This window comes from Plantibacter auratus (assembly GCF_050587365.1).
GTDB classification, from domain to species: domain Bacteria; phylum Actinomycetota; class Actinomycetes; order Actinomycetales; family Microbacteriaceae; genus Plantibacter; species Plantibacter auratus.
Genome location: NZ_JBOBFV010000002.1, coordinates 655,220 through 679,903, shown reverse-complemented (window position 1 = coordinate 679,903; position 24,684 = coordinate 655,220). Strand labels below are relative to the sequence as shown.

26 protein-coding genes are annotated in these 24,684 nt (G+C 70.0%); 12 read left to right on the top strand and 14 right to left on the bottom strand.

Annotated elements, in window-relative coordinates; all coding sequences use genetic code 11:
- The first annotated feature begins 1 nt into the window (after position 1).
- Together ACQ3HE_RS10455 and ACQ3HE_RS10450 are read left to right on the top strand one after the other, a co-directional pair.
- On the top strand, positions 2-1,978 hold the full coding sequence (locus ACQ3HE_RS10455) for a glycoside hydrolase family 127 protein (RefSeq protein WP_430892642.1): 1,977 nt from the start codon (positions 2-4) through the stop codon (positions 1,976-1,978).
- A 52-nt stretch (positions 1,979-2,030) separates the two neighbouring features.
- Complete coding sequence (locus ACQ3HE_RS10450; protein ID WP_430892640.1) at positions 2,031-2,738, top strand: DUF805 domain-containing protein; 708 nt, start codon at positions 2,031-2,033, stop codon at positions 2,736-2,738.
- 18 nt (positions 2,739-2,756) lie between these two features.
- Here the strand turns inward: ACQ3HE_RS10450 and ACQ3HE_RS10445 are convergent, their stop codons facing one another.
- Both ACQ3HE_RS10445 and ACQ3HE_RS10440 read right to left on the bottom strand, forming a co-directional pair.
- Complete coding sequence (locus ACQ3HE_RS10445; protein WP_430892639.1) at positions 2,757-4,031, bottom strand: RNA polymerase sigma factor; 1,275 nt, start codon at positions 4,029-4,031, stop codon at positions 2,757-2,759.
- Between the two features lie 22 nt (positions 4,032-4,053).
- Positions 4,054-4,497, bottom strand: coding sequence for a YciI family protein (locus tag ACQ3HE_RS10440; protein ID WP_079704548.1), 444 nt, complete (start codon positions 4,495-4,497; stop codon positions 4,054-4,056).
- 214 nt (positions 4,498-4,711) lie between these two features.
- Here ACQ3HE_RS10440 and ACQ3HE_RS10435 point away from each other — a divergent pair, with 214 nt between their 5' ends.
- Complete coding sequence (locus ACQ3HE_RS10435) at positions 4,712-4,915, top strand: three-helix bundle dimerization domain-containing protein (protein ID WP_079704549.1); 204 nt, start codon at positions 4,712-4,714, stop codon at positions 4,913-4,915.
- A gap of 23 nt (positions 4,916-4,938) precedes the next feature.
- Here ACQ3HE_RS10435 and ACQ3HE_RS10430 read toward each other — a convergent pair whose 3' ends face one another.
- On the bottom strand, positions 4,939-5,124 hold the full coding sequence (locus ACQ3HE_RS10430; RefSeq protein WP_079704550.1) for a hypothetical protein: 186 nt from the start codon (positions 5,122-5,124) through the stop codon (positions 4,939-4,941).
- A 188-nt stretch (positions 5,125-5,312) separates the two neighbouring features.
- Between ACQ3HE_RS10430 and ACQ3HE_RS10425 the strand changes: the two genes are divergently transcribed.
- Entirely contained in the window at positions 5,313-6,113 is an 801-nt protein-coding gene (locus ACQ3HE_RS10425; protein WP_430892637.1) for a sugar phosphate isomerase/epimerase family protein, read from the top strand.
- A gap of 393 nt (positions 6,114-6,506) precedes the next feature.
- Entirely contained in the window at positions 6,507-7,943 is a 1,437-nt protein-coding gene (locus ACQ3HE_RS10420; RefSeq protein ID WP_430892635.1) for a glucose-6-phosphate dehydrogenase, read from the top strand.
- Positions 7,944-8,098: 155 nt separating this feature from the next.
- Here ACQ3HE_RS10420 and ACQ3HE_RS10415 read toward each other — a convergent pair whose 3' ends face one another.
- Both ACQ3HE_RS10415 and ACQ3HE_RS10410 read right to left on the bottom strand, forming a co-directional pair.
- Positions 8,099-9,280 carry an alcohol dehydrogenase catalytic domain-containing protein gene (locus tag ACQ3HE_RS10415; protein ID WP_079704553.1) on the bottom strand — a complete coding sequence of 394 codons (1,182 nt, stop codon included), beginning with the start codon at positions 9,278-9,280 and terminating at the stop codon, positions 8,099-8,101.
- Positions 9,281-9,370: 90 nt separating this feature from the next.
- Positions 9,371-10,294, bottom strand: a complete 924-nt coding sequence (locus tag ACQ3HE_RS10410; protein WP_430892633.1) for a LysR family transcriptional regulator — start codon at positions 10,292-10,294, stop codon at positions 9,371-9,373.
- Between the two features lie 72 nt (positions 10,295-10,366).
- Between ACQ3HE_RS10410 and ACQ3HE_RS10405 the strand changes: the two genes are divergently transcribed.
- On the top strand, positions 10,367-11,305 hold the full coding sequence (locus ACQ3HE_RS10405; protein WP_430892631.1) for a DMT family transporter: 939 nt from the start codon (positions 10,367-10,369) through the stop codon (positions 11,303-11,305).
- A gap of 6 nt (positions 11,306-11,311) precedes the next feature.
- Here ACQ3HE_RS10405 and ACQ3HE_RS10400 read toward each other — a convergent pair whose 3' ends face one another.
- Genes ACQ3HE_RS10400 through ACQ3HE_RS10385 form a run of 4 tightly spaced genes read right to left on the bottom strand, consistent with a single transcriptional unit; the run spans position 11,312 to position 13,170 of the window.
- The gene (locus ACQ3HE_RS10400; protein WP_430892629.1) at positions 11,312-11,695 is read right to left on the bottom strand and encodes a hypothetical protein; all 384 of its coding nucleotides are present in this window, start codon (positions 11,693-11,695) and stop codon (positions 11,312-11,314) included.
- Positions 11,695-12,312 carry an Asp23/Gls24 family envelope stress response protein gene (locus ACQ3HE_RS10395; protein ID WP_079706159.1) on the bottom strand — a complete coding sequence of 206 codons (618 nt, stop codon included), beginning with the start codon at positions 12,310-12,312 and terminating at the stop codon, positions 11,695-11,697. The genes ACQ3HE_RS10400 and ACQ3HE_RS10395 overlap by 1 nt, the downstream gene beginning before the upstream one ends.
- On the bottom strand, positions 12,309-12,860 hold the full coding sequence (locus ACQ3HE_RS10390) for an RNA polymerase sigma factor (protein WP_079704557.1): 552 nt from the start codon (positions 12,858-12,860) through the stop codon (positions 12,309-12,311). The genes ACQ3HE_RS10395 and ACQ3HE_RS10390 overlap by 4 nt, the downstream gene beginning before the upstream one ends.
- Positions 12,861-12,867: 7 nt before the next feature.
- Entirely contained in the window at positions 12,868-13,170 is a 303-nt protein-coding gene (locus ACQ3HE_RS10385) for a hypothetical protein (protein WP_124768103.1), read from the bottom strand.
- A gap of 131 nt (positions 13,171-13,301) precedes the next feature.
- On the opposite strand from ACQ3HE_RS10385, the gene ACQ3HE_RS10380 reads away from it, so the two are divergent.
- Positions 13,302-13,823 carry a MarR family winged helix-turn-helix transcriptional regulator gene (locus tag ACQ3HE_RS10380; protein WP_430892627.1) on the top strand — a complete coding sequence of 174 codons (522 nt, stop codon included), beginning with the start codon at positions 13,302-13,304 and terminating at the stop codon, positions 13,821-13,823.
- Positions 13,824-14,107: 284 nt separating this feature from the next.
- Here ACQ3HE_RS10380 and ACQ3HE_RS10375 read toward each other — a convergent pair whose 3' ends face one another.
- Positions 14,108-14,425 carry a DUF7882 family protein gene (locus tag ACQ3HE_RS10375; protein WP_430892625.1) on the bottom strand — a complete coding sequence of 106 codons (318 nt, stop codon included), beginning with the start codon at positions 14,423-14,425 and terminating at the stop codon, positions 14,108-14,110.
- A 101-nt stretch (positions 14,426-14,526) separates the two neighbouring features.
- Complete coding sequence (locus tag ACQ3HE_RS10370) at positions 14,527-14,841, bottom strand: ArsR/SmtB family transcription factor (protein ID WP_064295809.1); 315 nt, start codon at positions 14,839-14,841, stop codon at positions 14,527-14,529.
- Positions 14,842-14,924: 83 nt separating this feature from the next.
- On the opposite strand from ACQ3HE_RS10370, the gene ACQ3HE_RS10365 reads away from it, so the two are divergent.
- Positions 14,925-16,160 carry an MFS transporter gene (locus ACQ3HE_RS10365; protein WP_430892624.1) on the top strand — a complete coding sequence of 412 codons (1,236 nt, stop codon included), beginning with the start codon at positions 14,925-14,927 and terminating at the stop codon, positions 16,158-16,160.
- A 22-nt stretch (positions 16,161-16,182) separates the two neighbouring features.
- Here the strand turns inward: ACQ3HE_RS10365 and ACQ3HE_RS10360 are convergent, their stop codons facing one another.
- Entirely contained in the window at positions 16,183-16,674 is a 492-nt protein-coding gene (locus ACQ3HE_RS10360; RefSeq protein ID WP_159876895.1) for an Lrp/AsnC family transcriptional regulator, read from the bottom strand.
- 91 nt (positions 16,675-16,765) lie between these two features.
- Between ACQ3HE_RS10360 and ACQ3HE_RS10355 the strand changes: the two genes are divergently transcribed.
- Positions 16,766-17,434, top strand: coding sequence for a YitT family protein (locus ACQ3HE_RS10355; RefSeq protein ID WP_430892622.1), 669 nt, complete (start codon positions 16,766-16,768; stop codon positions 17,432-17,434).
- 78 nt (positions 17,435-17,512) lie between these two features.
- Here ACQ3HE_RS10355 and ACQ3HE_RS10350 read toward each other — a convergent pair whose 3' ends face one another.
- Positions 17,513-18,739 carry a pyridoxal phosphate-dependent aminotransferase gene (locus tag ACQ3HE_RS10350; RefSeq protein WP_430892620.1) on the bottom strand — a complete coding sequence of 409 codons (1,227 nt, stop codon included), beginning with the start codon at positions 18,737-18,739 and terminating at the stop codon, positions 17,513-17,515.
- A gap of 82 nt (positions 18,740-18,821) precedes the next feature.
- Positions 18,822-19,670, bottom strand: a complete 849-nt coding sequence (locus ACQ3HE_RS10345) for an Abi family protein (protein WP_430892618.1) — start codon at positions 19,668-19,670, stop codon at positions 18,822-18,824.
- 361 nt (positions 19,671-20,031) lie between these two features.
- Between ACQ3HE_RS10345 and ACQ3HE_RS10340 the strand changes: the two genes are divergently transcribed.
- Genes ACQ3HE_RS10340 through ACQ3HE_RS10330 form a run of 3 tightly spaced genes read left to right on the top strand, consistent with a single transcriptional unit; the run spans position 20,032 to position 24,655 of the window.
- Positions 20,032-21,018: a 3-oxoacyl-ACP synthase III gene (locus tag ACQ3HE_RS10340; RefSeq protein WP_194718740.1), complete on the top strand. Its 987-nt coding sequence runs from the start codon at positions 20,032-20,034 to the stop codon at positions 21,016-21,018.
- Positions 21,012-23,690, top strand: coding sequence for an alpha/beta fold hydrolase (locus tag ACQ3HE_RS10335; protein WP_430892616.1), 2,679 nt, complete (start codon positions 21,012-21,014; stop codon positions 23,688-23,690). Before ACQ3HE_RS10340 ends, ACQ3HE_RS10335 begins: the two co-directional genes overlap by 7 nt.
- A complete protein-coding gene (locus ACQ3HE_RS10330) occupies positions 23,687-24,655 on the top strand; it encodes an NAD-dependent epimerase/dehydratase family protein (protein WP_430892614.1) in 969 nt (322 codons plus the stop codon). Before ACQ3HE_RS10335 ends, ACQ3HE_RS10330 begins: the two co-directional genes overlap by 4 nt.
- The last annotated feature ends 29 nt before the right edge of the window (positions 24,656-24,684 follow it).

Below are 24,684 nucleotides of genomic sequence, written 5' to 3'. Positions count from 1 at the left end.
CATGAGCACCACCACCAGCACCACGCCCACGACGTCCACTACGTCGGTGACCGTCGCAGCCCCGGTCGTCCCCACCACCGGCGCGCTCACACCGCTCGGCCTCGACGAGGTGCGCATCACCGACGGCTTCTGGGCCGACCGCCAGCGGGTCAACGGCACGGCGACGCTGCCGCACGTCGAACACTGGCTCGAGCGGGAGGGCTGGCTCCGCAACTTCGACCTCGCCGCCGCCGGCACGCTTCCCGAGGGTCGCCGCGGACGCGAGTTCGCCGACTCCGAGGTCTACAAGTACCTCGAGGCCGTCGCGTGGGAGCTCGGACGGCTCGGCGGTGACGAAGCGCTCGAGTCGCGGTTCCGCGCGATCGTCGACCGGGTCGCCGCCGCACAGGAGGCGGACGGCTATCTGAACACCCGCTTCGGTCGCCCGGGTCAGGGTGAGCGCTGGTCGGATCTCGAGTGGGGGCACGAGCTGTACTGCCTCGGCCACCTCTTCCAGGCGGCCGTCGCCCGGGAGCGGACGAGCCCTGGCTCCGACGACGGGCTCCTCGGGATCGCGACGCGGGCCGCCGACCTCATCTGCGAGGTCTTCGGCACCGACGGCATCCAGTCCGTGTGCGGGCACGCCGAGGTCGAGGTGGGGCTCGCGGAGCTGTCGCGGGTGACGGGCGAGCCGCGCTATCTCGAACTCGCGTCGTTGTTCGTCGAGCGTCGCGGCACCGGCGTGCTCCAGGACATCGAGTGGGGCCGTGCCTACTTCCAGGACGACGTGCCGATCCGCGAGGCCGAGGCGTTGCGGGGTCATGCGGTCCGCGCGAACTACCTCGCGGCCGGTGCCACCGACATCGCGGTCGAGCAGAGTGATGCCGGCTTGCTCGACGCCCTCCGCGGCCAGTGGGACCGGACGATCGCCCGCCGCACCTACCTGACCGGCGGTCAAGGATCGCACCACCAGGACGAGGCGTTCGGCGAGGACTTCGAGCTGCCGTCCGACCGCGCCTACTCCGAGACCTGTGCCGGCATCGCGTCGATCATGTTCAGCTGGCGGCTGCTGCTCGAAGACCGGGACGTCCGGTACGCCGACCACATCGAGCGCGTCCTCTACAACGTCGTCGCGACCTCGCCGTCGGCCGCCGGCACCGCGTTCTTCTACGCCAACACCCTCCACCAGCGCACGCCGGGGGAGTCGAGCCCGGACGACGAGGTGTCGCCCCGAGCGTCGTCCTCCGAGCGTGCGCCCTGGTTCGACGTGTCGTGCTGTCCACCGAACGTGGCCCGGACACTCGCGAGCCTGGCGGCGTTCGTCGCCACGAGCGACGACCGCGGCGTGCAGATCCATCAGTTCGCATCGGCGACGATCGACACGGTCATCGGCGGCGAGCATGGCGGGCGGTTCCGGGCCGAGCTCGTGACCGACTACCCGCGCTCCGGTGTCGTCACCATGCGGATCGTGGAGGCGCCGAGTGGACCGGTGACCGTCTCGCTCCGCGTGCCGTCGTGGGCTGATGACGCGGTGGTGACCGTCCGGCCCGTCGACGGGGAGCCCACCGATCGCGCCGTCACCCCGGGCTACGCCGACATCGAGCGGTCCTTCGTCCCCGGTGACGTCGTGGAGCTCGCGTTCAGCGTCCGTCCGCGGGTCACCCTGCCGGATCCCCGCGTGGACGCCATCCGTGGCAGCGTCGCGATCGAGCGCGGACCCGAGGTCTACTGCGTCGAGTCGGTGGACCTCCCGGGTGGTGACGAGGCGATCGCGCGTATCGAGGTGGGGGAGGGTGTCGTGCCCGTCGAGGACGCGGACGGTCGGCTGTCGATCGAGCTGCGTACCCGGAGTCTCGCCGACACCGCCTGGCCGTACGGCGATGCGTTCGCCGGGTCGGGACCCGATGAGACCTTCACCGCGAGCATCGCGCCGTACCATTCGTGGGCCGAGCGCGGGCCGTCCACGATGCGTGTCTGGATCCCGATCGCCCGGGCGTGAGGGCGGAGCGCGTCATACTGGTGTCCTGTCGACCAGCGATCCGGAAGCAGCCATGACGTATCCTCCGAACCCCCAGGTCCCCTCCGGCCAGCCGCAGGGCGGCCAGCCACAGTCCGGCCAGGCGCCCTACGGGCAACCATACGGGCAGCCCCAGTACGGCCAAGCACCCTACGGCCAACCGCAGTACGGCCAGGCACCGTACGGTCAGCCGCAGTACATCGCGCCCCCGCCCCGGGGTGCCAGCTCGCCGGACGACCTGACCCTGCCGCTCTACGGGGCCACGTTCCGCCAGGCCACCAAGCGGTTCTTCAAGCAGTACGCGAACTTCTCGGGGCGCGCGTCGCTCAGCGAGTACTGGTGGAGCACCTTGTTCACCACCTTGCTGATCCTGGTCCCGACCCTGGTGGTGACGGTCGGCGCCGTCCTCGTCGGCGTCACCGTGGCGACGTACTCGACGCAGGAGCAGGGCCTGTCGAGTGACGGCTACGACTTCGCTGAGCCTGGCCCCTTGGACTTCGGTGTCCGGGTGCTCCTCATCGTCGGCGTGGTCCTGCTGCTCGTCGTGTGGTTCGCGCTCCTCGTGCCGAGCCTGTCGATCACGTGGCGACGATTGCACGACGCAGGCTTCCCCGGCCCGTATTACTTCTTCACACTCGTCCCCTCGATCGGAAGCGTCATCATCCTGGTCCTCGTGCTGCTTCCGTCGAAGCCCGAAGGGCAGCGCTTCGATCGTCCGGCGCAGGTGTCGTCCGGGCGCTGAGGTCGCAGGAGACGCGGTTCACTGCGGCAGTTCGGCGGCCTTCCAGAGCAGGACGTCGCGCTCACGGTCGTTCGCTGCGAGGTGCGCGGCGGTCAGGAGTTCCGAGCGCGCCTCCTCGATGCGCCCCAGCCGTGCGAGCAGTTCGCCGCGGACGCTCGGGATGAGGTGCGACCCCCGGAGTGACGCATCGTCGGCGAGACCGTCGACGATGCGGAGCGCCGTCGCCGGGCCGGTCGCCATCGACACCGCGATCGCGCGGTTGAGTTCGACGACCGGGTTCGGGGCGATCCGTCCGAGCGCCTCGTAGAGGATCACGATCTGCTCCCAGTCCGTTGCCTCCACGCTCGGAGCGACCGAGTGGCACTGCGCGATGGCCGCCTGGAGCGCGTAAGCGCCGCGTCCCCGTCCGAGGGCGTCGGCGCGGCTGAGCGCCGCCGTCCCTCGGACGATCTGCGCCCGGTCCCAACGCTCGCGGTGCTGGTCGGCGAGCAGGATCGCGGAGCCGTCGGGTGCGACGCGGGCGGCGAAGCGTGAGGCCTGGAACTCCATGAGGGCGACGAGCGCGTGCGCCTCCGGCTCGCGGGGGACGAGAGCGACGAGGCGTCGGCCCAGCCGCAGGGCCTCGTTCGCGAGCTCGGCGCGGATCCAGGTCGGTCCGCTCGTCGCCGCGTAGCCCTCGGTGAAGAGCAGGTAGACGACGCCGAGGACGGCCGACAGGCGCCGGGGCCACTCGGCCGGGTCCGGCGCCTCGAAGTGGACGTTCGCCGCGGCGAGCGTCTTCTTGGCGCGGGTGATCCTCGCCTGCACCGTCGGCACCGGGACGAGGAGCATCCGGGCGATCTCCTGGGTGGTGAGGCCGCTGACGACCCGCAGCGTCAGCGCCACCTGCGACTCCCGCGACAGCGCCGGGTGGCACGCGGTGAAGACGAGCCGCAGCACGTCGTCCCCGATCGGCTCCCAGTCGAGGTCGCTCGCCTGCTCAAGATCCCGGGCGAGCGAGCGGTACCGCTCATCGAGGGCTGCCCGACGTCGCCACCCGTCGATCGCGCGACGCTTCGCCACCATTGTCAGCCACGCACCCGGGTTGCGTGGCACGCCGTCGCGCGGCCACTGCTCGAGGGCCTCCAGCAGCGCCTCCTGGGCGAGATCCTCCGCCAGACCGAGGTCGCCGGTCAGCTTCGTGAGGGTGGCGACGATCTGCGCGCTCTCGATCCGCCAGACGCTGTCGACCACGCGGCGGGCGGCCTCGTCGCCGTCCGCCGCGTCGGTCTCGGTCAGGTCGGCGTCGGTCATGTCCGTCTCGCCTCGGTCGTGCTCAGGCCGGGTCGGCCGCCGGCTTCGCCACGCGCTCCTGCGCCCGCCACTCCTGCTCCTTCTGGAGGTACTCGTTGTCGGCATGGTCGGCGAAGTCCGTCTCGTCGGTCACGCGGCGCACCTCGATCTTGTTGCCGGGGCCGAGCGGCGCACGGCCGGCCCATTCGATGGCCTCCTCGCGGGTGGCGACCTCGATGGTCCAGAACCCGTTGAAGAGTTCGTGGAGTTCGCCGTAGGGGCCGTCGGTGACGATCGGCGCCTCGGTCGTGAACTCGACGACGGCGCCCTGTGCGGCGTCGGTGAGACCGTCACCGCCGACCATCACGCCGGCGTTGATCATCGACTCGTTGTAGGCGCCCATCGCGTTGATGACCGCTTCGAAGTCCATGTCCTCGAGCTTCTCGACGGACCCGCTGTTGCGCATGATGAGCATGTACTTCGACATCGTCTTCTCCTGTCGTCAGGGGCGCTGATCGCCCGCCTCACTCTGACGTCGAACGGCGAACACGGAAATCGACATCGCGGTCAGAATATCCTCGGCGGGTGCCCGATGGGGAGGGTGAACGGATCGCGGCGGCCAGGTGTCCGGCGGGAGAACAGCGGCGGACGGAAGTCGCGATTCACAGCCCAGGCAACAACTGTGGGTTGATACTGAGTCCATGGCAACTGAGATCGACCACGAAGAGATCATCCGTCAGCTCACCGCGAAGCTGAGTGAGAAGTACTCGGGGGTCGATTCCGCTCGGATCGGCGAGCTCGTGCGCGAAGAGGTCAGCGCGCTCGCCGAACGCCCGGTCCAGGATTACGTGACCGTCCTCGCCGAGCGTGCGGTCAAGAAGTCGCTGAAGCGCGCCGAGAAGTAACGGTCCCACCACCGGCCGGATCGCTACCGGTCAGGTCTGCTCGTCAGCGCCTCGATCGAGACCACGATGACGATGCAGACGACGAGCAGGATGAACACGTTCGGGTTCAGGGTCAGCGCGTAGAGGACGACGGCGATCAGCACGAGGACGCCGATGATGACGATCGCGCGGCGTGGTGATCTCCGCCTCGTCCGGTTCAGGTCTGCCATGGTGCCCCCTCGCTGATGGTCGGTCGAATCTCCAGACTATGAGTGCCCGGCCACCCGCGCGCCCAGTCTCTGTCGATAGACTCGGCTCGGGTACTTTTGTCGATGAGTCGACAGAAGCGGTCCGGCTCGGTGTCCGTCACCGATCCGATCGCCCGTCGGTGCCCGCCCGAAGCTACGAAGGAGTACCCATGAGCGCACCGTCCGTGCAGCTGTACACCGTCCGCGACGCCATCACCGAGGACCTGCAGGGCGCCGTCGCCCGCATCGCCGAGATCGGCTTCACGAAGGTCGAGCCATACGCGTTCGTCGAGCGCGCTGCCGAGTTCGAGACCGCTTTCGCCGCCGCTGGTGTCATGGCCCCGTCCGGCCACGCGCCCGTCATCGACGCCGCCGACCCGGCGGTCGCGTTCGACGCGGCATCGCGGCTCGGGATCGGGACGGTCATCGACCCCTTCATCCCCACCGATCGCTGGCAGACCGCCGACGACGCGGCACGTCTCGCCGAGCGCGTCAACGAGCTCGCCGTCCAAGCAGCGGCGTCCGGCCTGAAGTTCGGTTACCACAACCACAACTGGGAGTTCTCGACCCACGTCGACGGGCGCCCGATCTTCGAGCTGTTCGTCGAGCAGCTGTCGCCCGAGGTCGTCCTCGAGATCGACACCTTCTGGTCGACGGTCGGCGGTGCCGACACCCCGGCGTTCCTCCGTTCGCTCGGTGACCGCGTGCAGTTCCTGCACATCAAGGACGGCATCATCTCCGGTGACATCGCCACCGCACTGCCGAGCAGCGAGAGTGCGCTCGTCGTGCCCGACGCGCTCGCTCAGGCGTTCGCGAACCAGCAGCCCGCGGGTCAGGGCCAGGTCGACATCCCGGCGATCCTCGCTGCCGCACCGCACGCGACCCGCGTCGTGGAGTTCGACGGCTACAGCAAGGAGATCTTCGGCGGCGTCGCCGAGTCCTACGCCTGGCTCGCCGAGAACGACAAGTAGGCGCGCACCTCGACAGGCTCGGTGAGCGGGGCGCCCGTTCCCCGAGCTGCGCCGCACTGAGCCTGTCGAGGTGTCGAAGGGCCCACGGGGAGTCGTTCTGTGGCCGTGGACGTGTGCTCGGGGGCACTTCGACAAGCTCAGTGACCGAAGTTGGCTCAGTCACCGAGGTCGGCTCAGTGACCGAGGTCGGCTCGGTGAGCGGGGCGCCCGTTCCCTGAGCCTGTCGAAGGGCCTACGGGGAGTCGTTCTGTGGCCGTGGACGTGTGCTCGGGGGGCACTTCGACAAGCTCAGTGACCGGGTGTGTGGCTCAGTGACCGAGTGCGGCTCAGTGACCGGGGCGCGGGCGTGCGCAACCCCAGGACGATCGGCCGCGGCTCGGTCAGGATGGAATCATGAGCGACCAGTCCGACACCACCACCCAGCCCGATCCCGACACCGTACCCGGCATCCCGGACGCGGAGTCGCTGGAGCCGACGAAGCGCACCATCGCCATCCTCGGCGCCAACGGCGACCTGGCCAAGCGGCTCCTAATCCCCGGCCTCGGCGAGGTCGTCGACGCCGCACGCGACATCTCGCTGCAGATCATCGGCGCCGCCCGCACGCCGCAGCCGAACGAGGAGTGGCGTGCGACCGTCCGCGCCAGTCTCGAGGACGCCGGCATCGGCGCCCGGACCGTCGACGCGCTGGTGTCGACGACGGAGTTCATCCCGACCGACGCCTCCGACCCCGACGAACTGCGTGCACTGCTCGACTCCTGCACCGGCTCGCCGATCCTCTACATCGCGCTCCCACCGTCCGCCGGGCGCAAGGTCGCCGAGGCGCTCGCGCAGATCGACCTGCCCGACGACCTCCTCATCGCCATCGAGAAGCCCTTCGGCGACGACCTCGCCGACGCCCAGGCGCTCAACGCGGCGCTCGCCGAGGTCGTGCCGGAGGAGCGTCTGTGGCGCATCGACCACTTCCTCGGCAACGCGACCGTCCTCGGGATGCTCGGCCTCCGCTTCGGCAACCGGCTCCTCGAGGCGGGCTGGAACGCGGAGCAGATCGAGAAGGTGGAGATCTTCTACGACGAGGAGCTGGGGCTCGAGGGGCGTGCAGCGTTCTACGACCAGACCGGCGCTCTGCGCGACATGTTGCAGAGCCACCTGCTCATGGTCCTCGCCCTCACGGCGATGGAGCGTCCGGACGCGGTGACGCCGACCGACGTCCACGACCGCATCGCCGAGGTCCTCGGCGCCGTGCGACTGTGGAAGGACGACCCGTCGACCGCCCGTCGCGCCCGCTACACCGAGGGCCGGGTCGGCGACCGGCTCTTCCCGTCCTATGTGGACGAGCCCGACGTCGACGCCTCCCGCGAGACGGAGACGCTCGCACAGCTCCTGCTCCAGGTCGACACCCCGCGTTGGCAGGGCGTGCCGTTCGTCCTGCGCTCCGGCAAGGGCATCGGTGACCCGCGCCGCGAGGTCGCCGTGCACTTCCGCCGCTCGGCTGCGCCGACCGGACTGGACGCTCCGGACGGACACTCCGACACCGTCCTCCGCATGTCGCTCAAGGGCGGTGCGGTGCACCTCGACCTCATCGTGACCGGAGCCGATGACGTCGACGGCCTGCGCCGGGTCGAGCTCGAGGCCGATCCCGGAGCTGCTACCCTCAGCGCCTACGCGCAGGTGCTCGCCGGCCTCCTGCAGGAGAACACGCTGCTGTCGGTGCGCGGCGACATCGCCGAGCAGTGCTGGCGCATCGTCACCCCGGTCGTCACCGCCTGGGCCGCCGGCGAGACGCCGCTCGAGGAGTACGAGGCGGGGAGCGCCGGTCCGACGGACTGGTGACCGGGTCCTGACGCACTGCTGACCGCCTGACACGAAACGACCCGCGCCGAACGATCGGCGCGGGTCGTTTTGTACAGCGGGCGGTCACGCCGACGGCTTCAGGACGACCTTGGTGCAGCCGTCCCGGTGCCGCCAGGTCACGCCGAGAAATGCAGCTACGCCGACGGCTTCAGGACGACCTTGATGCAGCCGTCCTCCTTCTTCTGGAAGGTCTCGTACATCGCCGGAGCTTCGGCGAGCGGCACGCGGTGGGTCGCGAGGTCGAGCACACCGAGCGGGTCGGTGCTGTCCTCGACGAGGGGGAGCAGCGTCGGGATCCAGCGGGCGACGTTGCACTGACCCATCCGGAGCGACACCTGCTTGTCGAACATCGACTTCATCGGCATGATGTCCGCCTCACCGGCGTAGACGCCGCTCAGGGACACGACGCCGCCACGGCGGACGAGCTCGAGCGCGGTGTGCAGGGCGGCGAGCCGGTCGATGCCGGCGTGCTCCATGGCCGGTCGCGCGATCGCGTCGGGCAGCACGCCGACGGCCGTCTGTGCCGCAGCCGCGATCGGTGACCCGTGGGCCTCCATGCCGACGGCGTCGACGACCCCGTCCGGGCCGCGTCCGCCGGTGGCGTCGCGGAGCTCCGCGACCACGTCGTCCGAGAGGTCGAGCGCACGGATGCCGTAGCGCTCGGCGAGGGCACGGCGCTCCGGCACCGGGTCCACGGCGAAGACCTCGAGACCGCGGTGCTTGGCGATGCGAGCCGCGAGCTGACCGACCGGGCCGAGGCCGAGCACGGTGATCGAGCCGCCGTCCGGCACCTCGGCGTACTCGACGCCCTGCCAGGCGGTCGGGAGGATGTCGCTCAGGTAGAGGTAGGACTCGTCCGGCAGGTCGCGACCGACGACGATGCAGTTCGCGTCGGCGAGCCGCACCTGCAGGAACTCGGCCTGTCCGCCCGGCACCTGCCCGTAGAGCTTCGTGTAGCCGTAGAGGGAGGCGCCGCTGCCGTGCTCGGTGACCTGGGTCGTCTCGCACTGCGACTGCAGCCCGTTGCGACACATGAAGCACTCGCCGCACGCGATGGTGAACGGGATGACGACCCGGTCGCCGACCGCGACGCGGGTGACCTCCGAGCCGACGGCTTCGACGACACCCATCGTCTCGTGGCCGAGGACGTCGCCGCGGTCGAGGAACGGGCCGAACAGTTCGTAGAGGTGGAGGTCGGAGCCGCAGATGGCTGCCGAGGTGACACGGATGATCGCATCGGTGGGGGCGGTGATCGCGGGGTCCGGGACGGTCTCGACCGACACCGAACGGCGACCCTGGTACGTGAGTGCGCGCATGGATGCTCCTTCGTCGTTGTCCTTCCACCCTGCGCCTCCTGGACGTCGGGCGACTGGGGGTGGACGTCTCGTCGGAGGGCTGATACGAGCTCAGCGTGCTGCTTCGGCGGCCACGCGCTGGAGGCTGGCGAGCACCGACCGGACCGCGGATCGCGCCATCGCCTCCGGTCTCGCCAGGACGTCGACGTGCCGGACGAGGACCGCGCCGGCGACCGGTCGGAGGACCATGCCGTCGACCGCCAACGGTGCCGCCGTGGTGCGCGGCATGACGGCGATCGCCGCCCCCGTGCGGACGACCTGGGCGGCGACCGAGAACTCGTTGATACGGTGGTCGATCCGCGGCGCCCGGCCGCTCAGCGCGCCCAAGTGATGGAGGACGCCGGCGAGCGGGAAGCCCTCATGCGTGGAGATCCAGCGTTCGTCGCGCAGATCCTCCGGTCGCAGCTCCGACCGCGCCGCGAGCGGATGCGCCTCGTGCATCGCGATGTCGAGGGGTTCGACGAGCAGCGGCGTCATCACGAGGCGGTCGAGCGGCCACGCCGGTTCGTGCGGGAGGCGGTGGGCGATGACGAGGTCGTAGTCGGCGGTGAGCCCGGCGAACCGGTCCTGCGCGACGTCGGCGTCAGCGAGGATGAGCCGCGGAACCGAACCGGTCGCGTCCGCTCCGGGAATGGAGCCGCTCGCGAGCAGCGGTCCGAAGAACGCCAGCCCCGCGCTGTGGAACGCGGAGACGCTCACGGGGCGCTGCTCGTGTTGGAGGAACGAGTCCACGGCGTCCCTGGCCTCGGCGAGAGCCTCCTCGACGCGCGCGGCGGCGACGGCCAGGGCTTCGCCGGCCTCGGTGAGGACGAGCCGGCGTCCATGCTTCTCGGTGAGTGGCACCGGCAGGGTGGCCTGCAGCGCGGCGAGCTGCTGCGACACGGCCGAGGCGCTGACGTGCATGGCTGCGGCGACCGCGGCGACGCTGCCACGGTCACCGAGTTCGCGGAGGAGTCGGAGGCGCGCGGGATCCATAAGCTTTTCCTTCATCGTCGATCCAGACACTGCCTGTTGTTCTGTCGTGTCCGTCTCCAGGAGAGTAGCGGCATGGCCCGCCGCGCACCCTCCGAACTCATCGTCGATGTGCTGCTCGTCGGGGTCGCGGCGGTGTGGGGCGCCAGCTTCCTCGCGGCGAAGGACCTCGCCGCCGTCACCGGTGTGCCGGCCGCGGTCGCCCTGCGGTTCCTGGTGGCGGTGATCGCCATCGGGCTCATCTGTCTCGTGCGGCGGGAGCGGATCCCTCGCGGACGGGGCCTGCTGATCGCGGCGGCACTCGGCTGCTCGCAGGCCGCGATCATCGGCCTCGAGACGTGGGGCGTGCACCTGACTTCGGCGACGAACGCCGGGCTGCTCATCAGCCTCGCGCTCGTCATGACGCCGGTGCTCGACGGTGTCGCGTCGCGGTCCTGGCTCCCGAGGTCCTACTTCGTCGCGGCGGTCGCAGCCGTGGTCGGTGTCGCGCTGCTCGTGTCGGACGGCGGTCTCCGCGCACCCACCGCGGGCGACGCGCTCGTGATCGCCGCCGCCGTCGTCCGTGCGGTGCACGTGACGTCGAGTGCGCACCTGACGCGAGGTCGAACCGACAGCACGCTCGGCGTGGTGTTCGTCCAGATGCTCGTGTGCGCCGGGGCGTTCAGCCTCATCGCCGGTGACGGGCTCGCTGCGGCTGTCACGCTGCTGGATCTGCGCGGCTGGCTGGACGTGCTGTTCCTCGGTCTGCTGTGTTCCGTGTTCGCGTTCGTCGTCCAGCTGTGGGCGGTGCGGCGGACCTCGGCGTCGCGCGCGAGCATCCTCATGGGGACGGAACCCGTCTGGGCGCTCCTCGTCGGCGTGCTCATCGCGGGGGAGGTGATCGGCCCGCTGGGTGCGCTCGGTGCGGCGCTGATCATCGTGGCGAGCTATGTCGGCCAGGCGATCGAACGCCGCCACCGCGCGCGGACGACGGGCACGGCACCCACGGTGCAGCAGGAGCCGGCGCCCGTCTGACGGGGTCTACGGTGTGGTCGCCGCGCCCGTGAGCGGAGTTCCCAGCGGTGCTGCGTCCTCGATCCGGCACACGCGGACGTCGATCTCATGGATCGGCGTCCCCTCCATCGACGACGCGAGTACCCCACGGATCGCATCGCCGACGAGACGCAGGGTCGCCGGGACCGGAGCCCCGTCGGTCACGCCGATGGTCACGCCGATCGTCAGCGCGCCGTCGGCTCCGCGACCGACGGCCACCTTCGTCGGCTCCTCGTCGTCACGGCCGACCGCGTCGGCGACGGTCCGCAGGACGGCACGGATCGGCGACCCGGACGCGTAGACCGTCGTGACCCCCGGTGTCGCAGCGACGACGGCGGTGAGCTGCTGCGAGAGCGCGGCGTCGGTGTCCATCAGGAGTCCTCCGGCCGGGCGACGCGCTGCGTGTGGATGTCGATGATCGTGACGTCGACGGCGACCACGTTGAGCTCGGTGTGCGTGGCCAGTTCCGCGACGACGCGATCCCGGATGAGCTGCGACAGCCGTTCGAGGTTGTTGCCGAACGCGGCCGAGGCGGTGATCGCCACCGTGATGGGCGCGTCCAGGGTCGTCACATCGCCGTCGAGCCGGACCCGACCGACGATGACCCCGCCGACGCTGTCGCCCACCCCGCGGATCAGGGTGCGGACGGAGCCCTCCGTGATACGGAGGTGCACCTCGGGGTCCGGGTGCCTGAGTGGGATGTCCCGACCGGCGTGCGCCTCGAGCGAGATGTTCTGGAGGACCGCGTGCATCCAGGAGCGGTCCTGCTCGGAGTGCGTCGCCGCCTCCGACTTGAGGAGCGCCCAGGTCTGGGTGCGCAGCCGGAGCAGGGCGTCGAGGGCGAGTTGGCAACCGGGGGAGGCTTCGATGTCGGGGTCGAGGGGCTCACGGCCGCTGTCGAGGTAGTCGGAGAGCTCGTCGATGGTGTGCCCGTCGAGGTCGGCGCCGGCCAGGCCGTCGAGCATGGACTCGTGGTCGTCGTCGTTCATCGCCACACCTCCATCTCCCGCAGGACGGTCTGTCTGGCTCGCGCGAGCTGACCGCGCACCGTCGACGTCGGGACCCCGAGCGACTCTGCGATCTCGACGTACGACAGCCCGCCCGTCTCCTTGAGCATCCAGCACTCACGCTGCATGGCGGGGAGTCGGTCGAGGACCGAAGCGAGCGCGCTCATCTGCATGCGCACCTCGACGACCCGTTCCGGGGACTGATGGGACGGGGCGGGGGCATTCCAATCCTCGATCTCGCTGTGTTCGCGGCGGCGTCTGATGCGGTCGATCGCCCGGTTCGAGACCATTCGCATCAGCCAGGACTTCACCGCGTTCGGGTCGTTCAGCCGGTCCAGCTGGCCCCACGCCTGGATGAGGACGTCCTGCACGACGTCCTCCGCCTCCGACTGGTTGCCCAGCACGCGGACGGCGTAGGCGCGCATGAGTGAACCGTGCCGGAAGACGAGGACCTCGAAGGCGGTGGCGTCTCCGTCGGCAGCGCGCTCGGCGAGGATGCCGTCCGGGAGGACCTCGAGCGAGCGCTTCACCGTGTGGCTAGAGGACGGCGAACGCGGTGAAGGCGACGGCGGTCGCGGACACGATCGCGGACGCGGCGACAGCGGCGACGTACGGAAACTGGAGCGTCTTCGCCGGGCCGTTCTCCACCGCCTCCTTGGCGCGGAGCAGGGAGACGAAGACCCCGAGGTCCTTGCCGGTGCTCGAGGCGGCGACGAAGCGGCCGTCCCGGAACTCGACCATGCCGGCATACTCGCCGTCGACCGAGGCGACCCAGAGGGTCGCGTCCGGCTCAGCCCAGGCGACCGTGGTCCCTGTGCCTCGCTCCAACACCGTGCTCATGACTGCTCCTTGCTCAACGTTCGTGTTGTTAGAGAATCTAGCTATTCATGCGTCTGCATGTACCCCACTTGACATCGCGATCCAGACTCCGCTAGACAATCTCGTTACGAGAACCACTACTGTTGGACTTCATGACCGCCCAAGCCGTTGACGCGCAGCACTACTGGTACGAACAGGACGAGCACGACCGCGGCCGCCGCATGCTCGAGGCCATGCGTCTGTACCGTGCCGCCGAGGCCGCCATGCGTCGTCGGACCCGCGACGAGATGCACATGGGCGAGAACGACCTCCTCGCGCTGCGGTTCATGCTGCGCGCCAAGCAGGAGCACCGCCTGGTCAGCCCCACGGATCTCGGTGCCTACCTCGGCATCAAGACCTCATCGGTCACGGTCATGCTCGACCGCCTGGAGGCGGCGGGTCACGTCGTCCGTCGGCCGAGCGAGACCGACCGTCGCCGCGTCACCGTCTCGACCACCGACTTCGCCGACTCCGAGGTCCGCAAGACCTTGAGCCACATGCACCACCGCATGATGGAGGCGACCACCGGGATCGAGCCGGAGATCGCTGCAGGCATCGTCGACTTCCTCGACCGCATGCGCGAGGCCGTCGACTCGATCGACCGCACCGAGCCCGAGGGGCAGCCGCAGCGCTGAACCACGGCTCTGAGGCGTCGATGGGCCGGGAGGCCACTCGGTCTTCCCCACCTGGTCTGAGGGGAAACAGCGAGGCGGGCCGCACGGTCTGATCCGTGTGACCCGCCTCCGAATGTCTTCGACGATTTCGACCGCGCGCTGCGGGCCCTCCAGGCACCGCTCGAGCCGACTCTCAGAAGTCCCCGACCTTCGATGATCCGATGGTAATCGAGCACGTGTCGGACGACCGATGCTTGAACGGTCGGACCGCTTGTGCTACCCGGGATCGTGCCGGTGGCTGTGCCTCAGTTGTCGGCGGACAGCTCCGGGTAGTCGGTCTCCGGCATCAGCTCGAGTCCCGCCGGCGTGTGGGTGCGGTCGAGCATGGCCTGCAACCAGGTGCGGTTGAGTGCGACCGGGCGGGAGCCGGTGAACCGGAAGACGATGGGGACACCGGTCTCGATCCAGATCGCGTAGCGGCCCGAGCCGTGTGCGGGGTCGATCGTCCACGAGAGGAGGAACGCCTCACCCTTGCGGAGTTTCGAGACGACGACCATCTGCACATGGGCGAGGGTCCGGTCCTCGAGTTCGAGTGCTTCGTTCCCGTACCGCAGCGTTCCCATGTTCCCCAGCCCCCTGTCGTCGTGTGTGCGGTGGATCACCGCGCCGACAATTCTGGCAGCTCCCGTCCACGAGCGGCGAACCCGAGGGGCGGGGGCACCGGTCAGTCGGCGTCGAGGACGGCGTCGAGGAGGCCCGGGAACCGGGTGTCGAGGTCGTCACGCCGCAGGGTGAGCGTGCGGTGGCGACCGTTCGGCTCGTTCCGGATGACGCCGGCCTCGCGGAGCACCTTCATGAGGTGGGACTTCGTCGACTTCGGGATCGTGGGGTCGAGGGCGGTGCAGTTCGCGGCGTCCATCGGTCCGTCCCGGAGCTGCCGCACCATCTCGAGTCGGTCGGGATCGCTGAGCGCGAAGAGCACGGCCGGCAGCTCGATCGCCTCGCGGTCGGGGTGCGTGAGATCGGCTGGTGCAGGCATGGTTCGATAATAGTTGAACAATCAGCGGAAAGCGCGTATCGTCCAATCGTTCGACATTTTTGGAACCGAAGGATGCCCGCCCCGTGCAGACGACGACCCCGTCACCCCCGACCCGACCCGTGCCCACCGCGGCTGCCGGCGCGCCCGTGCTGCCGCGCCGTCGCTTCGGCTTCGTCCTCGCTGGGCTCGGCAGCACGCTCATGCTCGCCGGCGCCAGCGCCCCGTCACCGTTCTACCCGGAGCTCCAGGAACGGCTCGGCATCGGCCCGATCGGCGTCACCATCGCCTTCTCTGCCTACGCGCTCGCCCTGCTCGTCGCGCTCCTCACGATCGGTTCGGTCTCGGACCACCTCGGACGTCGCCCGGTCATCACCGCCGGGTTCGTCGTGCTCGCCGGGAGCATGCTGCTCCTCTGGCACGTGGACTCCGGAGCGCTGCTGTACCTCGCCCGCGTGCTCCAAGGGCTCGCCAGTGGGGCGCTGCTCTCCACGCTGTCGGCGACGATCATCGATCTGGCCCCGCCCGAGCGGCCACGAGCGGCGACCCTGCTGAACGCCATCGCACCGATGATCGGTCTCGCCTCCGGCACGATCCTCGCGGGCGTCCTGCTGCAGACGGTCGCCGACCCGTCGAGCTGGACGTTCCTGCCGCTGGCGGTCGCCTACCTGCTCATCGCGGCGTCCATCTGGATCGTGCCGGAGACCTCCGCCCGCGCTCCCGGATGGGCTCGCGCCATCCGTCCCCGCGCAGCCGTCCCCGTCGACGCCCGACGGTTGTTCGTCGTGAGCATCCCGATCGTCCTCGGCGGGTGGGCGACCGGCGGGCTGTTCCTCTCCCTCGGGCCGAGCATCATGCACACGGAACTCGGCGTGGACGGCCAGCTCGGAGGGGCGCTCCTCATCGGGCTGCTGCCGGCCGCTGGGGCCGTCGCCGCCGCGGTGCTGCACCGTCGCCGACCCGTCGTCGCGGCGGTCTACGGGGCGTCCGCGCTGTCCGCCGGGACCGTGCTCCTGCTCGTCGCCCTGATCCTCGGGTCGCTCCCGATCGCGGTGGTCGCCGTCGTGATCGCCGGCACCGGGTTCGGCACGGCGTTCATGGGCACGATCGCCTCGCTCGTCCCGCTCGCGCCGGCCGACGAGCGCGCTGAGCTGTTCGCCGCGCTGTACATCGTCGCGTACCTGTCCTTCGGCGTGCCGGCCGTCATCGCCGGCCTGCTCGCCTCGGCCATCGGGCTCCACGCCACGGTGCTCGGTTACGGCACGGTCGTCGCGATCGCCGCGGGCACGGCCGCTGTGGTGCGCGCCCGGTCGGCGCGCTGACGGTTCGAGCGCGCTGACGACCTCAGCGCGCTGACGGCCCCTCGGCGAGGCGATCGAGGAGGGTCGACGCGCGGTAGGGGATGACCTCGATGAGTGAGACCTTCGTGTTCGTCCGGACCACGCCCGGAGCCGCGAGCAGCACACCGGCGATACGGTGCAGGTCCTCAGTGTCGTGCGCGACGACCTTCGCGAAGAGGTCGGCGTCTCCGGTGGTCGCGTGCACCTCGACGATCTCCGGGATCGACTCGAGGGCCGCGTAGGCCTCGGTCGCGAGGTCCTGCCGGATGGAGATCTCGATGAACGCGGTGAGGGGATAGCCCAGCGCCGACAGTCGCACCCGGCGACTCGGGGCGCCGAGTGCGCCGCTCGTCTCGAGTCGACGCAGGCGGGCGTGGACGGTGTTCCTCGCGACGCCGAGGGTGCGTGCGAGGGCGAGGGCCGTCATGGACGGGTCGTCGTCGAGCGCGGTCAGGATGCGCGCGTCGAGGTGGTCGATGGTCGCGGGATGAGGCATGTTGCTCACTCTCGGGCTGGAAATCGAGCACGATGACCACTGCACTCTACTCGTCTTGCGCAAGACGATGAGCTGACGCATCGTTGGCGGAATGAGCACCCAGCAGCCGAGCGCCGCGACGTCGAGCGCGCAGCAGGCTCCCTCCACCCCTGCCCCGGCGCCGTCTCCGGTCCGACACGGGGTGGTCGAGGACATCCTCGGCCTGCTCGTCGGCGTCACGGTCGTGTCGTTCGGCCTCTTCATCCTGAAGGCGGGATCGGCGGTGACCGGCGGGACGGCCGGCCTGTCGCTCCTCGTCAGCTACCTCGCGCCCGTGCCGTTCCCGGTGCTCTTCATCGCGATCAACCTGCCGTTCTTCCTGCTCGCGATCCGCGGCAAGGGGTGGGTGTTCACGCTGCGGAGCGGCGGCGCGATCGTGCTCGTGTCCGTCCTGTCCGGGGTGCACCCGCTGTTCCTGCCGGTCGGGCACATCGACCCGTTCTACGCGGCCGTGGTCGGCAACGTGCTCTGCGGCGTCGGCATCCTCATCCTGTTCCGACACCGAGCCAGTCTCGGCGGGTTCAACATCGTCGCGCTCATCCTCCAGGACCGGTTCGGCATCCGCGCGGGCTACGTCCTCATGGCCGTCGACACCGTGGTGGTGCTCGTGTCGCTCGTCGCCGTGCCGCCGCTCAACGTGCTCGTGTCGGCGCTCGGCGCGATCCTCCTGAACCTCATCCTCGCGCTCAACCACCGGCCGGGCCGCTACCTCGGCGTCTAGGGCAGGAGATCCGCTCGGCAGCAGGACGTGCTGCTCGAGAACGTCCTGCTACCGCGCTGATGTCCTGCTGTCGCGCGCCTACTGCTTGTAAGACGACAGGAAGTTCCCGAGCCGCTCGATCGCGTCCGTCAGCACGCGCTCCTCGGGCAGGGTCACGACCCGCAGGTGGTCAGGGTCCGGCCAGTTGAAGCCCGTGCCCTGGACGAGCAGGATGTGCTCCGCGATCAGCAGGTCGTGGACGAGCTGCTCGTCGTCGTGGATCTCGTGGACCTCGGGGTCGAGACGCGGGAAGGCGTAGAGCGCACCCATGGGCTTGGTGCAGGAGACGCCGGGGATCGAGTTGAGGCCGGCCCAGGTGGCGTCGCGCTGCTCGAGCAGGCGACCACTCGGTGCGATGAGGGCGTCGATCGACTGCACACCGGAGAGCGCCGCCTGGACGGCGTGCTGCGCCGGCACGTTCGGGCACAGACGCGTGGACGCCAGGAGGGTGATGCCCTCGAGGAAGCCGCGCGCGTGGTCGCGCGGCCCCGTGATGACGAGCCAGCCGGACCGGTAGCCGGCGACGCGATAGGTCTTCGACAGGCCGTTGAAGGTGAGGCAGAGGAGGTCTGGGGCGACGGTCGCCATCGGGATGTGGACGGCGTTGTCGTACAGGATGCGGTCGTAGATCTCGTCGGCGAGCAGCAGGAGCCCGTGTTCACGCGCGACGCCGGCGATCTGCTCCAGCACCTCACGGGAGTACACCGCGCCCGTGGGGTTGTTCGGGTTGATGACGACGATCGCCTTGGTGTTCGGCGTGATCTTGGAGCGGATGTCCTCGATGTCGGGCGCCCAGTCGGCTTCCTCATCGCAGCGGTAGTGCACCGGGGTGCCACCCGCGAGACTGGTCATCGCCGTCCACAGCGGGTAGTCGGGCGCGGGGATGAGAACCTCGTCGCCGTCGTCGAGCAGTGCCTGCATCGTCATCGTGATCAGCTCGGAGACGCCGTTGCCGAGGAACACCCACTCCGGATCGACCCGGGGGAACCCCTCCATCTCCTCGTAGCGGTAGGAGACGGCCTGGCGCGCGGAGAGGATGCCGCGGCTGTCGCTGTACCCGTGGGAGTGGGGGAGCGCGGCGATCATGTCGCGCACGATCTGGTGCGGTGCCTCGAAGTCGAAGATCGCGGGGTTGCCGGTGTTGAGCTTCAGAATGCGGTGCCCGTCGGCCTCGAGACGCACGGCCTCGACGAGGGCCTTCCCCCGGATCTCATAGAGGACGCTTTTCAGCTTGGAGGACTGGTCGAGGGTGCGGCGGGTGGTCATCCCCACAGGCTACTGCGGGGATGTGAGCGCGTGGCAGTGCCACTGCCAACCGCATGGCTCGTGAGGCATTCGCGCGGGATGGTCACGCGTCGCTGGGATCCGTGACCCCGTGCCAGTACAAGGAGTTGCTCGTCACCAAGCGGTGAACCGCGTCCGCGAACGTGGTGTCGTTGCGGACCTGCATGACCATGTGCCCGAGGACGGAGATGACGCCCCACGGTGCGCCGACGAAGTCGCGAGGCCTGACTCCAGGCGCAAACGCTCCGGAGAACAATCGAGGCTGATCCTGTTGGACAGGCCGGTTCCAGATGCGGCCGTGGTGCGCGCACACGTTCCTGAATACGGCGACCGCACGAAGGTTGGACGAGGCCGAAGAGAAGAGCCCGTCGTCGTAACCGAAGCGCTTCGCCACCCGCCGCTGGGTCTCCCGGCCGGCGAGAAGCCCGAACATCCGAGACAGCGTCCCGAACGACATCGCCTCGGTCGCGACCCAGAGCGGCACCGAACCGTCTCCCGTCGCGCGATGATGCCTGACGTGACGCTCCTTCGACCGCGCGATGTCGTCGCGAATGTCTGAGAGCAGTTTCGCTCGGTGGCTTCTCCCGCTGGCATCGACTCTGTCCGAGTAGGTCGTCTCCTGGAGATACTCGGTCCCGAGGTCGCCCGGTGTGCACAGATTTGCGATCAACGACGCCCGGAGCGCCACTTCGACCTCGGAGATGCCTTCGAGCAGGAGGTTCCGAAGCTCAGCGTCGAGGCGGTAGACGTCGAGAACCTCCAAGAACTCCGTTCCATGAAGGAATGCGTTCCTCCCTGCACTCGGATCAATCTGGAAATACCGCCAGTACCCAGAGAGCCGGAAGTAGCCGTGTGTCATGAGCGCGCGGGGGAGATGGCCCGCCTCGTCGACGAGTCCCCGGGCTTCGAGCAACCCGACTTGCTCAGAGATCGAAAGTGAGCGCTTACCCCCGCCCGCCGCGTGCGTCGACAATGGCCCCCCGACCGATACAAAAAGGCCCCCCGACCGATCCCGGCATCCGCTGAGGGACACTGCAGGATCCCCGGGGGGAACTGTTAGGACAATCGTAACAGGCCCATCCGGTGGCGAACATGCTTGTGGACAGTTCGCGATGGCGCTGTCCGGCTGGGCACCCGCTGTCAACGTCGGGGACACGATTCGTCCACGTTCAGGGTAGAGGAGTACCGTCAGACGCTGGCGGTCAAGACTGCCTGGTCAGAGGCACGGAGGAATCGTGACCGGAAACGCAACTACCCGATTCGACAATGTGGCCATGTTGTCGGTGGCGAGCACGCTGCCGTCCGCAGTGGTGACCTCGGTCGAGATCGAAGAGGGCCTCGCGGCCGCGATGAAACGCGCCCGCCTCCCGAAGGGCATCCTGCGACGCGTCGCCGGTGTGGTCGAGCGACGACACTGGGGCCCCGGTGAGAACTCGGATGACGCCACCGTGTCGGCCGGACGCCGTGCGCTGGCCGAGGCCGGCATCTCGCCCTCGCAGATCGGGCTCATGATCAACACCTCGGTCACGCGGCAACACCTCGAGCCCTCCGTCGCCGTCCGCATCCACGACGGTCTCGGCCTCCCGAGCTCGGCCATCAACTTCGACATCGCCAACGCCTGCCTCGGCTTCGTGACCGGCATGACGATGGCGGCCGCGATGATCGAGTCCGGTCAGATCGAGTACGCGCTCATCGTCAACGGCGAGGACGCGAGCGAGGTGCACGCCAACACCATCGAGCGCCTCAGCGGCAGCACCATCGACCGCGACGACTTCATGAGCGAGTTCGCCTCCCTCACCCTCGGCTCCGGGGCCGCCGCCGCCGTCATCGGGCCGGCCGACCGCCACCCCGAGGGGCACCGCATCCTCGGCGGGGTCACCCGCGCGGCGACGGAGTTCAACCACCTCTGCGTCGGCAGCGTCGACGGCATGTTCACGGACGCCCGAGCACTCCTCAAGGGTGGGCTCGACCTCGTCGTCTCCGCGTGGAAGGAGGCCGCCGGCGACTCGTGGCGGTGGTCGAAGATGGACCGCTACATCACCCACCAGGTGTCGTCCATCCACACGGACTCCATGGTGAAGGCCGCCTCGCTCGACCGCAGTCGCGTCCCGGTCACCTATCCCTACCTCGGCAACGTCGGGCCGGCCTCCATCCCGATCACCCTCGCCGACCAGCAGTCGACCCTGAACAAGGGCGACCGCGTCCTCCTCATGGGCGTCGGCTCGGGGTTGAACACCGGCCTCATGGAACTCGCGTGGTAGCGGGCACCGTCGCCGCGAACGTCGGTCTGCGGACCATGGGGGTGCGCGCCGCAGGTCTGCCCGGCCTGCCCGCCGCCTTCTCCCACCGCATCGACGTCCCCGGCCGCTTGGCCGACGCCGGCACCACGCGCAACTGGCACTACCTCGACACCGCCTCGGCGCTCGCCGAAGCCGGCGCGACACCGGTCGGCACCGTGCTCGCCGTCCACGGGAACCCGACGTGGTCGTACCTCTGGCGCTCGCTCGTCACCCAGTCGGTCGAGCAGGCGTCCTCCGGTGGCGACGCCTGGCGCGTCGTCGCGGTGGACCAGCTGGAGATGGGCTGGTCGGAGCGCACCGAGACCACCCGGACCCTCGAACAGCGGATCGCCGACCTCGCCGCCTTCACCGAGGCGCTCGGCATCACCGGTCCCGTCGTCACGCTCGGCCACGACTGGGGCGGCGTCATCTCCCTCGGCTGGGCGACGGAGCACCCGGAGGAGCTCGTCGGCTCGATGCTCCTCAACACCGCCGTGCACCACCCGGAGGGCACGGCGATCCCCGCGCCGCTGCGTCTCGCAGGCGCTCGAGGCATGCTCGGTGCCGGATCGGTCCAGACCACGGCGTTCCTCGACACGACGCTCTCCCTCGCGTCACCGCCGCTCGACCGCGACGTCCGCGACGCCTACCGGAGCCCGTACGGGTCGCCGGCCCGCCGTCGGGGGATCGGTGCGTTCGTCGCCGACATCCCCGCGACGCCCGACCACGTCAGCTTCCCGCGCCTCGAGCGCCTCGCCGACGACGTCGCCCAGCTCCGCGTCCCGGCCGTCATGCTCTGGGGCCCGCGCGATCCGATCTTCAGCGACCGCTACCTCGACGACCTGGCCGACCGCCTTCCGCACGCCGAGGTCCACCGCTTCGAGGGCGCCGGCCACCTCGTCATCGACGACGCCCCCGTCGCCGAATCGCTGCTCACCTGGCTCGGCGACCGCCTGCCGCAGGGTGCGGCCGCGGCGACCGTGCCGACTGCTCCCGCCGAGGCGTCCGCGTCCGACACCGGCTTCGAGCCGCTGTGGCGTCGGCTCGACCAGCGTCGCACCGACGACGGCGACGCCATCGTCGAGCAGCGCGGGTCCGGAACCGCACGTCGCGTCAGCTGGCGGCAGCTCGACGATCGCGTGACCCGCCTGGCCGCCGGCCTCCACCGCATCGGTGTGCGACGGGGCGACCGCGTCTCGCTACTCGTCACGCCTGGCGCCACGCTCACCGCCGTCATCTACGCCTGCCTGCGCATCGGCGCGGTCGTGGTCGTCGCCGACGCCGGTCTCGGCGTCAAGGGACTCCACCGAGCCGTGCGCGGTGCCTGGCCCGCCTACGTCATCGGTGAGACCAAGGGGCTCGCCGCAGCCCGGGCGCTCGGCTGGCCCGGCGTGAAGGTCTCAGCCGCCCGCCTTCCCGGCGCGACAGCAGCAGCGCTCGGCGTCTCCTACAGCCTCAAGGACCTGCTCGACACCCGCACGACGCCTGAGCTGCCCAGCGAACCCGGCCCGACCGACCTCGCGGCGATCCTGTACACCTCTGGATCGACCGGCCCGGCTAAGGGTGTGAAGTACACCCACGCCCAGCTGTCGTCGCTCCGTGACGTCCTCTCGGAGCACTTCGCGATCACCGCCGATTCGGGACTCGTCACCGGCTTCGCTCCGTTCGCCCTCCTCGGTCCGGCGCTCGGTGCCCGTTCCTCGACGCCGGAGATGGACATCTCGGCGCCCCGGACGCTCACCGCCCGGGCGGTCGCTGCCGCCGTGGCCGAGACGGACGCCGACATCGTGTTCCTCTCGCCGGCCGCCATCCTGAACGTGGTCGCGACGGCCGACGCGCTCGACGCAGCGGACCGACAAGCGCTCCAGGGCGTCAGGACCGTGCTCTCGACGGGCGCGCCCGTCAGTCGCCAGCTCCTCACGGCACTCGTGGGTGTCCTGCCCAACGCATCCGCGCACGCGGTGTACGGCATGACCGAGTGCCTGCTCGTCGCGGACATCACCCTCGAAACGCTGCCCGACGAGGACACCGAGCACACGGGTGTGTGCGTCGGGACGCCCATCGGCGGCGTCGACGTGCGCATCAGCCCGCTCGACGAGGCCGGACGCGCCACGGGTGCGCCGACGCAGGACGCGGACCGCCTGGGCGAGGTCATCATCTCGGCCGATCACCTCAAGTCGCAGTACGACCGCCTCTGGCTGACCGACCGGGCCGCAGTCCGCGACGTCGCCGATGATGGACGCTGGCACCGCACCGGCGATGTCGGGCATCTCGACGCCGATGGCCGCCTCTGGATCGAGGGCCGTCTGCCGCACGTGATCGCGACCCAGGACGGTCCGATCGCTCCGGTCGGACCGGAGCAGGCGATCGAGACGGTGCCGCTCGTTCGCCGCGCCGCCGTCGTGGGCGTCGGCCCCGAGGGCCTCCGCCAGTGCGTCGCGATCGTCGAGACGACCACGGGTACGAAGCGGGTCCAGCTCGCCGAAGCCCAGCTCGCAGCACAGGTGCGGGATGCTTCGACGCAGCCGCTCGTCGCGGTGTTCGTCGTACCCGAGCTGCCGACGGACATCCGCCACAACTCCAAGATCGACCGCACCCGCCTGTCGGTGTGGTCGGAAGGCATCCTGGCCGGTGAACGGCTGAGCACCCCGTGACGGTCCTCGTCACCGGCGCGAGCGGCATGCTCGGCCGCGAGGTCGCCCTCGAGCTGCTCCGCGGTGGACATCGCGTCCGGGTGTTGCAGCGTGGACCGTCGGCACTCACCGACGTCGAGGAGGTGCGCGGATCCATCACCGACGCAGCCGTCGTCGAGTCGGCGATGGACGGTGTCGACGCGGTCGTGCATTTGGCCGCGAAGGTCTCGTTGGCGGGTGATCCGGCGGAGTTCGAGCGGGTCAACGTCACCGGGGCCGAGGTCGTCCTCGACGCGGCCGAGACCGCGGGTGTCTCACGGTTCGTCCACATCTCCTCGCCGTCCGTCGCGCACGGTGGCTCGGCGCTCGTGGGTGTCGGTGCGGAACTGGCCGACCCGGACGCGGCACGCGGGGAGTACGCGCGGACGAAGGCGCAGGGCGAACTGCACGCCCTCGCGCGGGACCGTCGCGGCTTCGCGGTCGTCGTCGTGCGGCCGCACCTCGTCTGGGGCCCGGGCGACCCGCAGCTCGTCGAGCGCATCGTCGACCGCGCACGCCGCGGCCGGTTGCCGTTGCTCGACGACGGAACCGCCCTCATCGACAGCACGTACGTCGCGAACGCGGCGTCGGCCATCGCGGCGGCACTCGAGCACGCGGAGACGGCACATGGCCGTGCGTTCGTGGTGACGAACGGGGAGCCGCGGCCGGTCGGCGAGCTGCTCGCGGGCATCTGCCGTGCAGCCGGTGTGAAGCCGCCCGCCTTCAGCATCCCCGCCGGCGTCGCCCGAGCTGCCGGTGGGCTCGTCGAGCGCCTGTGGAGCATCCGCCCCGGCGCCGATGAGCCGCCGATGACGCGCTTCCTCGCGGAACAGCTGTCGACCGCCCACTGGTTCGACCAGCGTCAGACCCGCGCGGCCTTGCACTGGACGCCGGCGGTCTCGATCGACGAGGGCCTCGAGCGCCTGGCGGCCCACTACCGCGGCTGACCCCGTCTCGTCATCGGGGGCCCGCGTTC

What these genes read in the sequence shown, in the direction of transcription:
- ACQ3HE_RS10455 (WP_430892642.1), top strand. Translation starts at nt 2, where the DNA reads ATGAGCACCACCACCAGCACCACGCCCACGACGTCCACTACGTCGGTG.
- ACQ3HE_RS10450 (WP_430892640.1), top strand. Translation starts at nt 2,031, where the DNA reads ATGACGTATCCTCCGAACCCCCAGGTCCCCTCCGGCCAGCCGCAGGGC.
- ACQ3HE_RS10445 (WP_430892639.1), bottom strand. Translation starts at nt 4,031, where the DNA reads ATGACCGACGCCGACCTGACCGAGACCGACGCGGCGGACGGCGACGAG.
- ACQ3HE_RS10440 (WP_079704548.1), bottom strand. Translation starts at nt 4,497, where the DNA reads ATGTCGAAGTACATGCTCATCATGCGCAACAGCGGGTCCGTCGAGAAG.
- ACQ3HE_RS10435 (WP_079704549.1), top strand. Translation starts at nt 4,712, where the DNA reads ATGGCAACTGAGATCGACCACGAAGAGATCATCCGTCAGCTCACCGCG.
- ACQ3HE_RS10430 (WP_079704550.1), bottom strand. Translation starts at nt 5,124, where the DNA reads ATGGCAGACCTGAACCGGACGAGGCGGAGATCACCACGCCGCGCGATC.
- ACQ3HE_RS10425 (WP_430892637.1), top strand. Translation starts at nt 5,313, where the DNA reads ATGAGCGCACCGTCCGTGCAGCTGTACACCGTCCGCGACGCCATCACC.
- ACQ3HE_RS10420 (WP_430892635.1), top strand. Translation starts at nt 6,507, where the DNA reads ATGAGCGACCAGTCCGACACCACCACCCAGCCCGATCCCGACACCGTA.
- ACQ3HE_RS10415 (WP_079704553.1), bottom strand. Translation starts at nt 9,280, where the DNA reads ATGCGCGCACTCACGTACCAGGGTCGCCGTTCGGTGTCGGTCGAGACC.
- ACQ3HE_RS10410 (WP_430892633.1), bottom strand. Translation starts at nt 10,294, where the DNA reads ATGGATCCCGCGCGCCTCCGACTCCTCCGCGAACTCGGTGACCGTGGC.
- ACQ3HE_RS10405 (WP_430892631.1), top strand. Translation starts at nt 10,367, where the DNA reads ATGGCCCGCCGCGCACCCTCCGAACTCATCGTCGATGTGCTGCTCGTC.
- ACQ3HE_RS10400 (WP_430892629.1), bottom strand. Translation starts at nt 11,695, where the DNA reads ATGGACACCGACGCCGCGCTCTCGCAGCAGCTCACCGCCGTCGTCGCT.
- ACQ3HE_RS10395 (WP_079706159.1), bottom strand. Translation starts at nt 12,312, where the DNA reads ATGAACGACGACGACCACGAGTCCATGCTCGACGGCCTGGCCGGCGCC.
- ACQ3HE_RS10385 (WP_124768103.1), bottom strand. Translation starts at nt 13,170, where the DNA reads ATGAGCACGGTGTTGGAGCGAGGCACAGGGACCACGGTCGCCTGGGCT.
- ACQ3HE_RS10380 (WP_430892627.1), top strand. Translation starts at nt 13,302, where the DNA reads ATGACCGCCCAAGCCGTTGACGCGCAGCACTACTGGTACGAACAGGAC.
- ACQ3HE_RS10375 (WP_430892625.1), bottom strand. Translation starts at nt 14,425, where the DNA reads ATGGGAACGCTGCGGTACGGGAACGAAGCACTCGAACTCGAGGACCGG.
- ACQ3HE_RS10370 (WP_064295809.1), bottom strand. Translation starts at nt 14,841, where the DNA reads ATGCCTGCACCAGCCGATCTCACGCACCCCGACCGCGAGGCGATCGAG.
- ACQ3HE_RS10360 (WP_159876895.1), bottom strand. Translation starts at nt 16,674, where the DNA reads ATGCCTCATCCCGCGACCATCGACCACCTCGACGCGCGCATCCTGACC.
- ACQ3HE_RS10355 (WP_430892622.1), top strand. Translation starts at nt 16,766, where the DNA reads ATGAGCACCCAGCAGCCGAGCGCCGCGACGTCGAGCGCGCAGCAGGCT.
- ACQ3HE_RS10350 (WP_430892620.1), bottom strand. Translation starts at nt 18,739, where the DNA reads ATGACCACCCGCCGCACCCTCGACCAGTCCTCCAAGCTGAAAAGCGTC.
- ACQ3HE_RS10340 (WP_194718740.1), top strand. Translation starts at nt 20,032, where the DNA reads ATGTTGTCGGTGGCGAGCACGCTGCCGTCCGCAGTGGTGACCTCGGTC.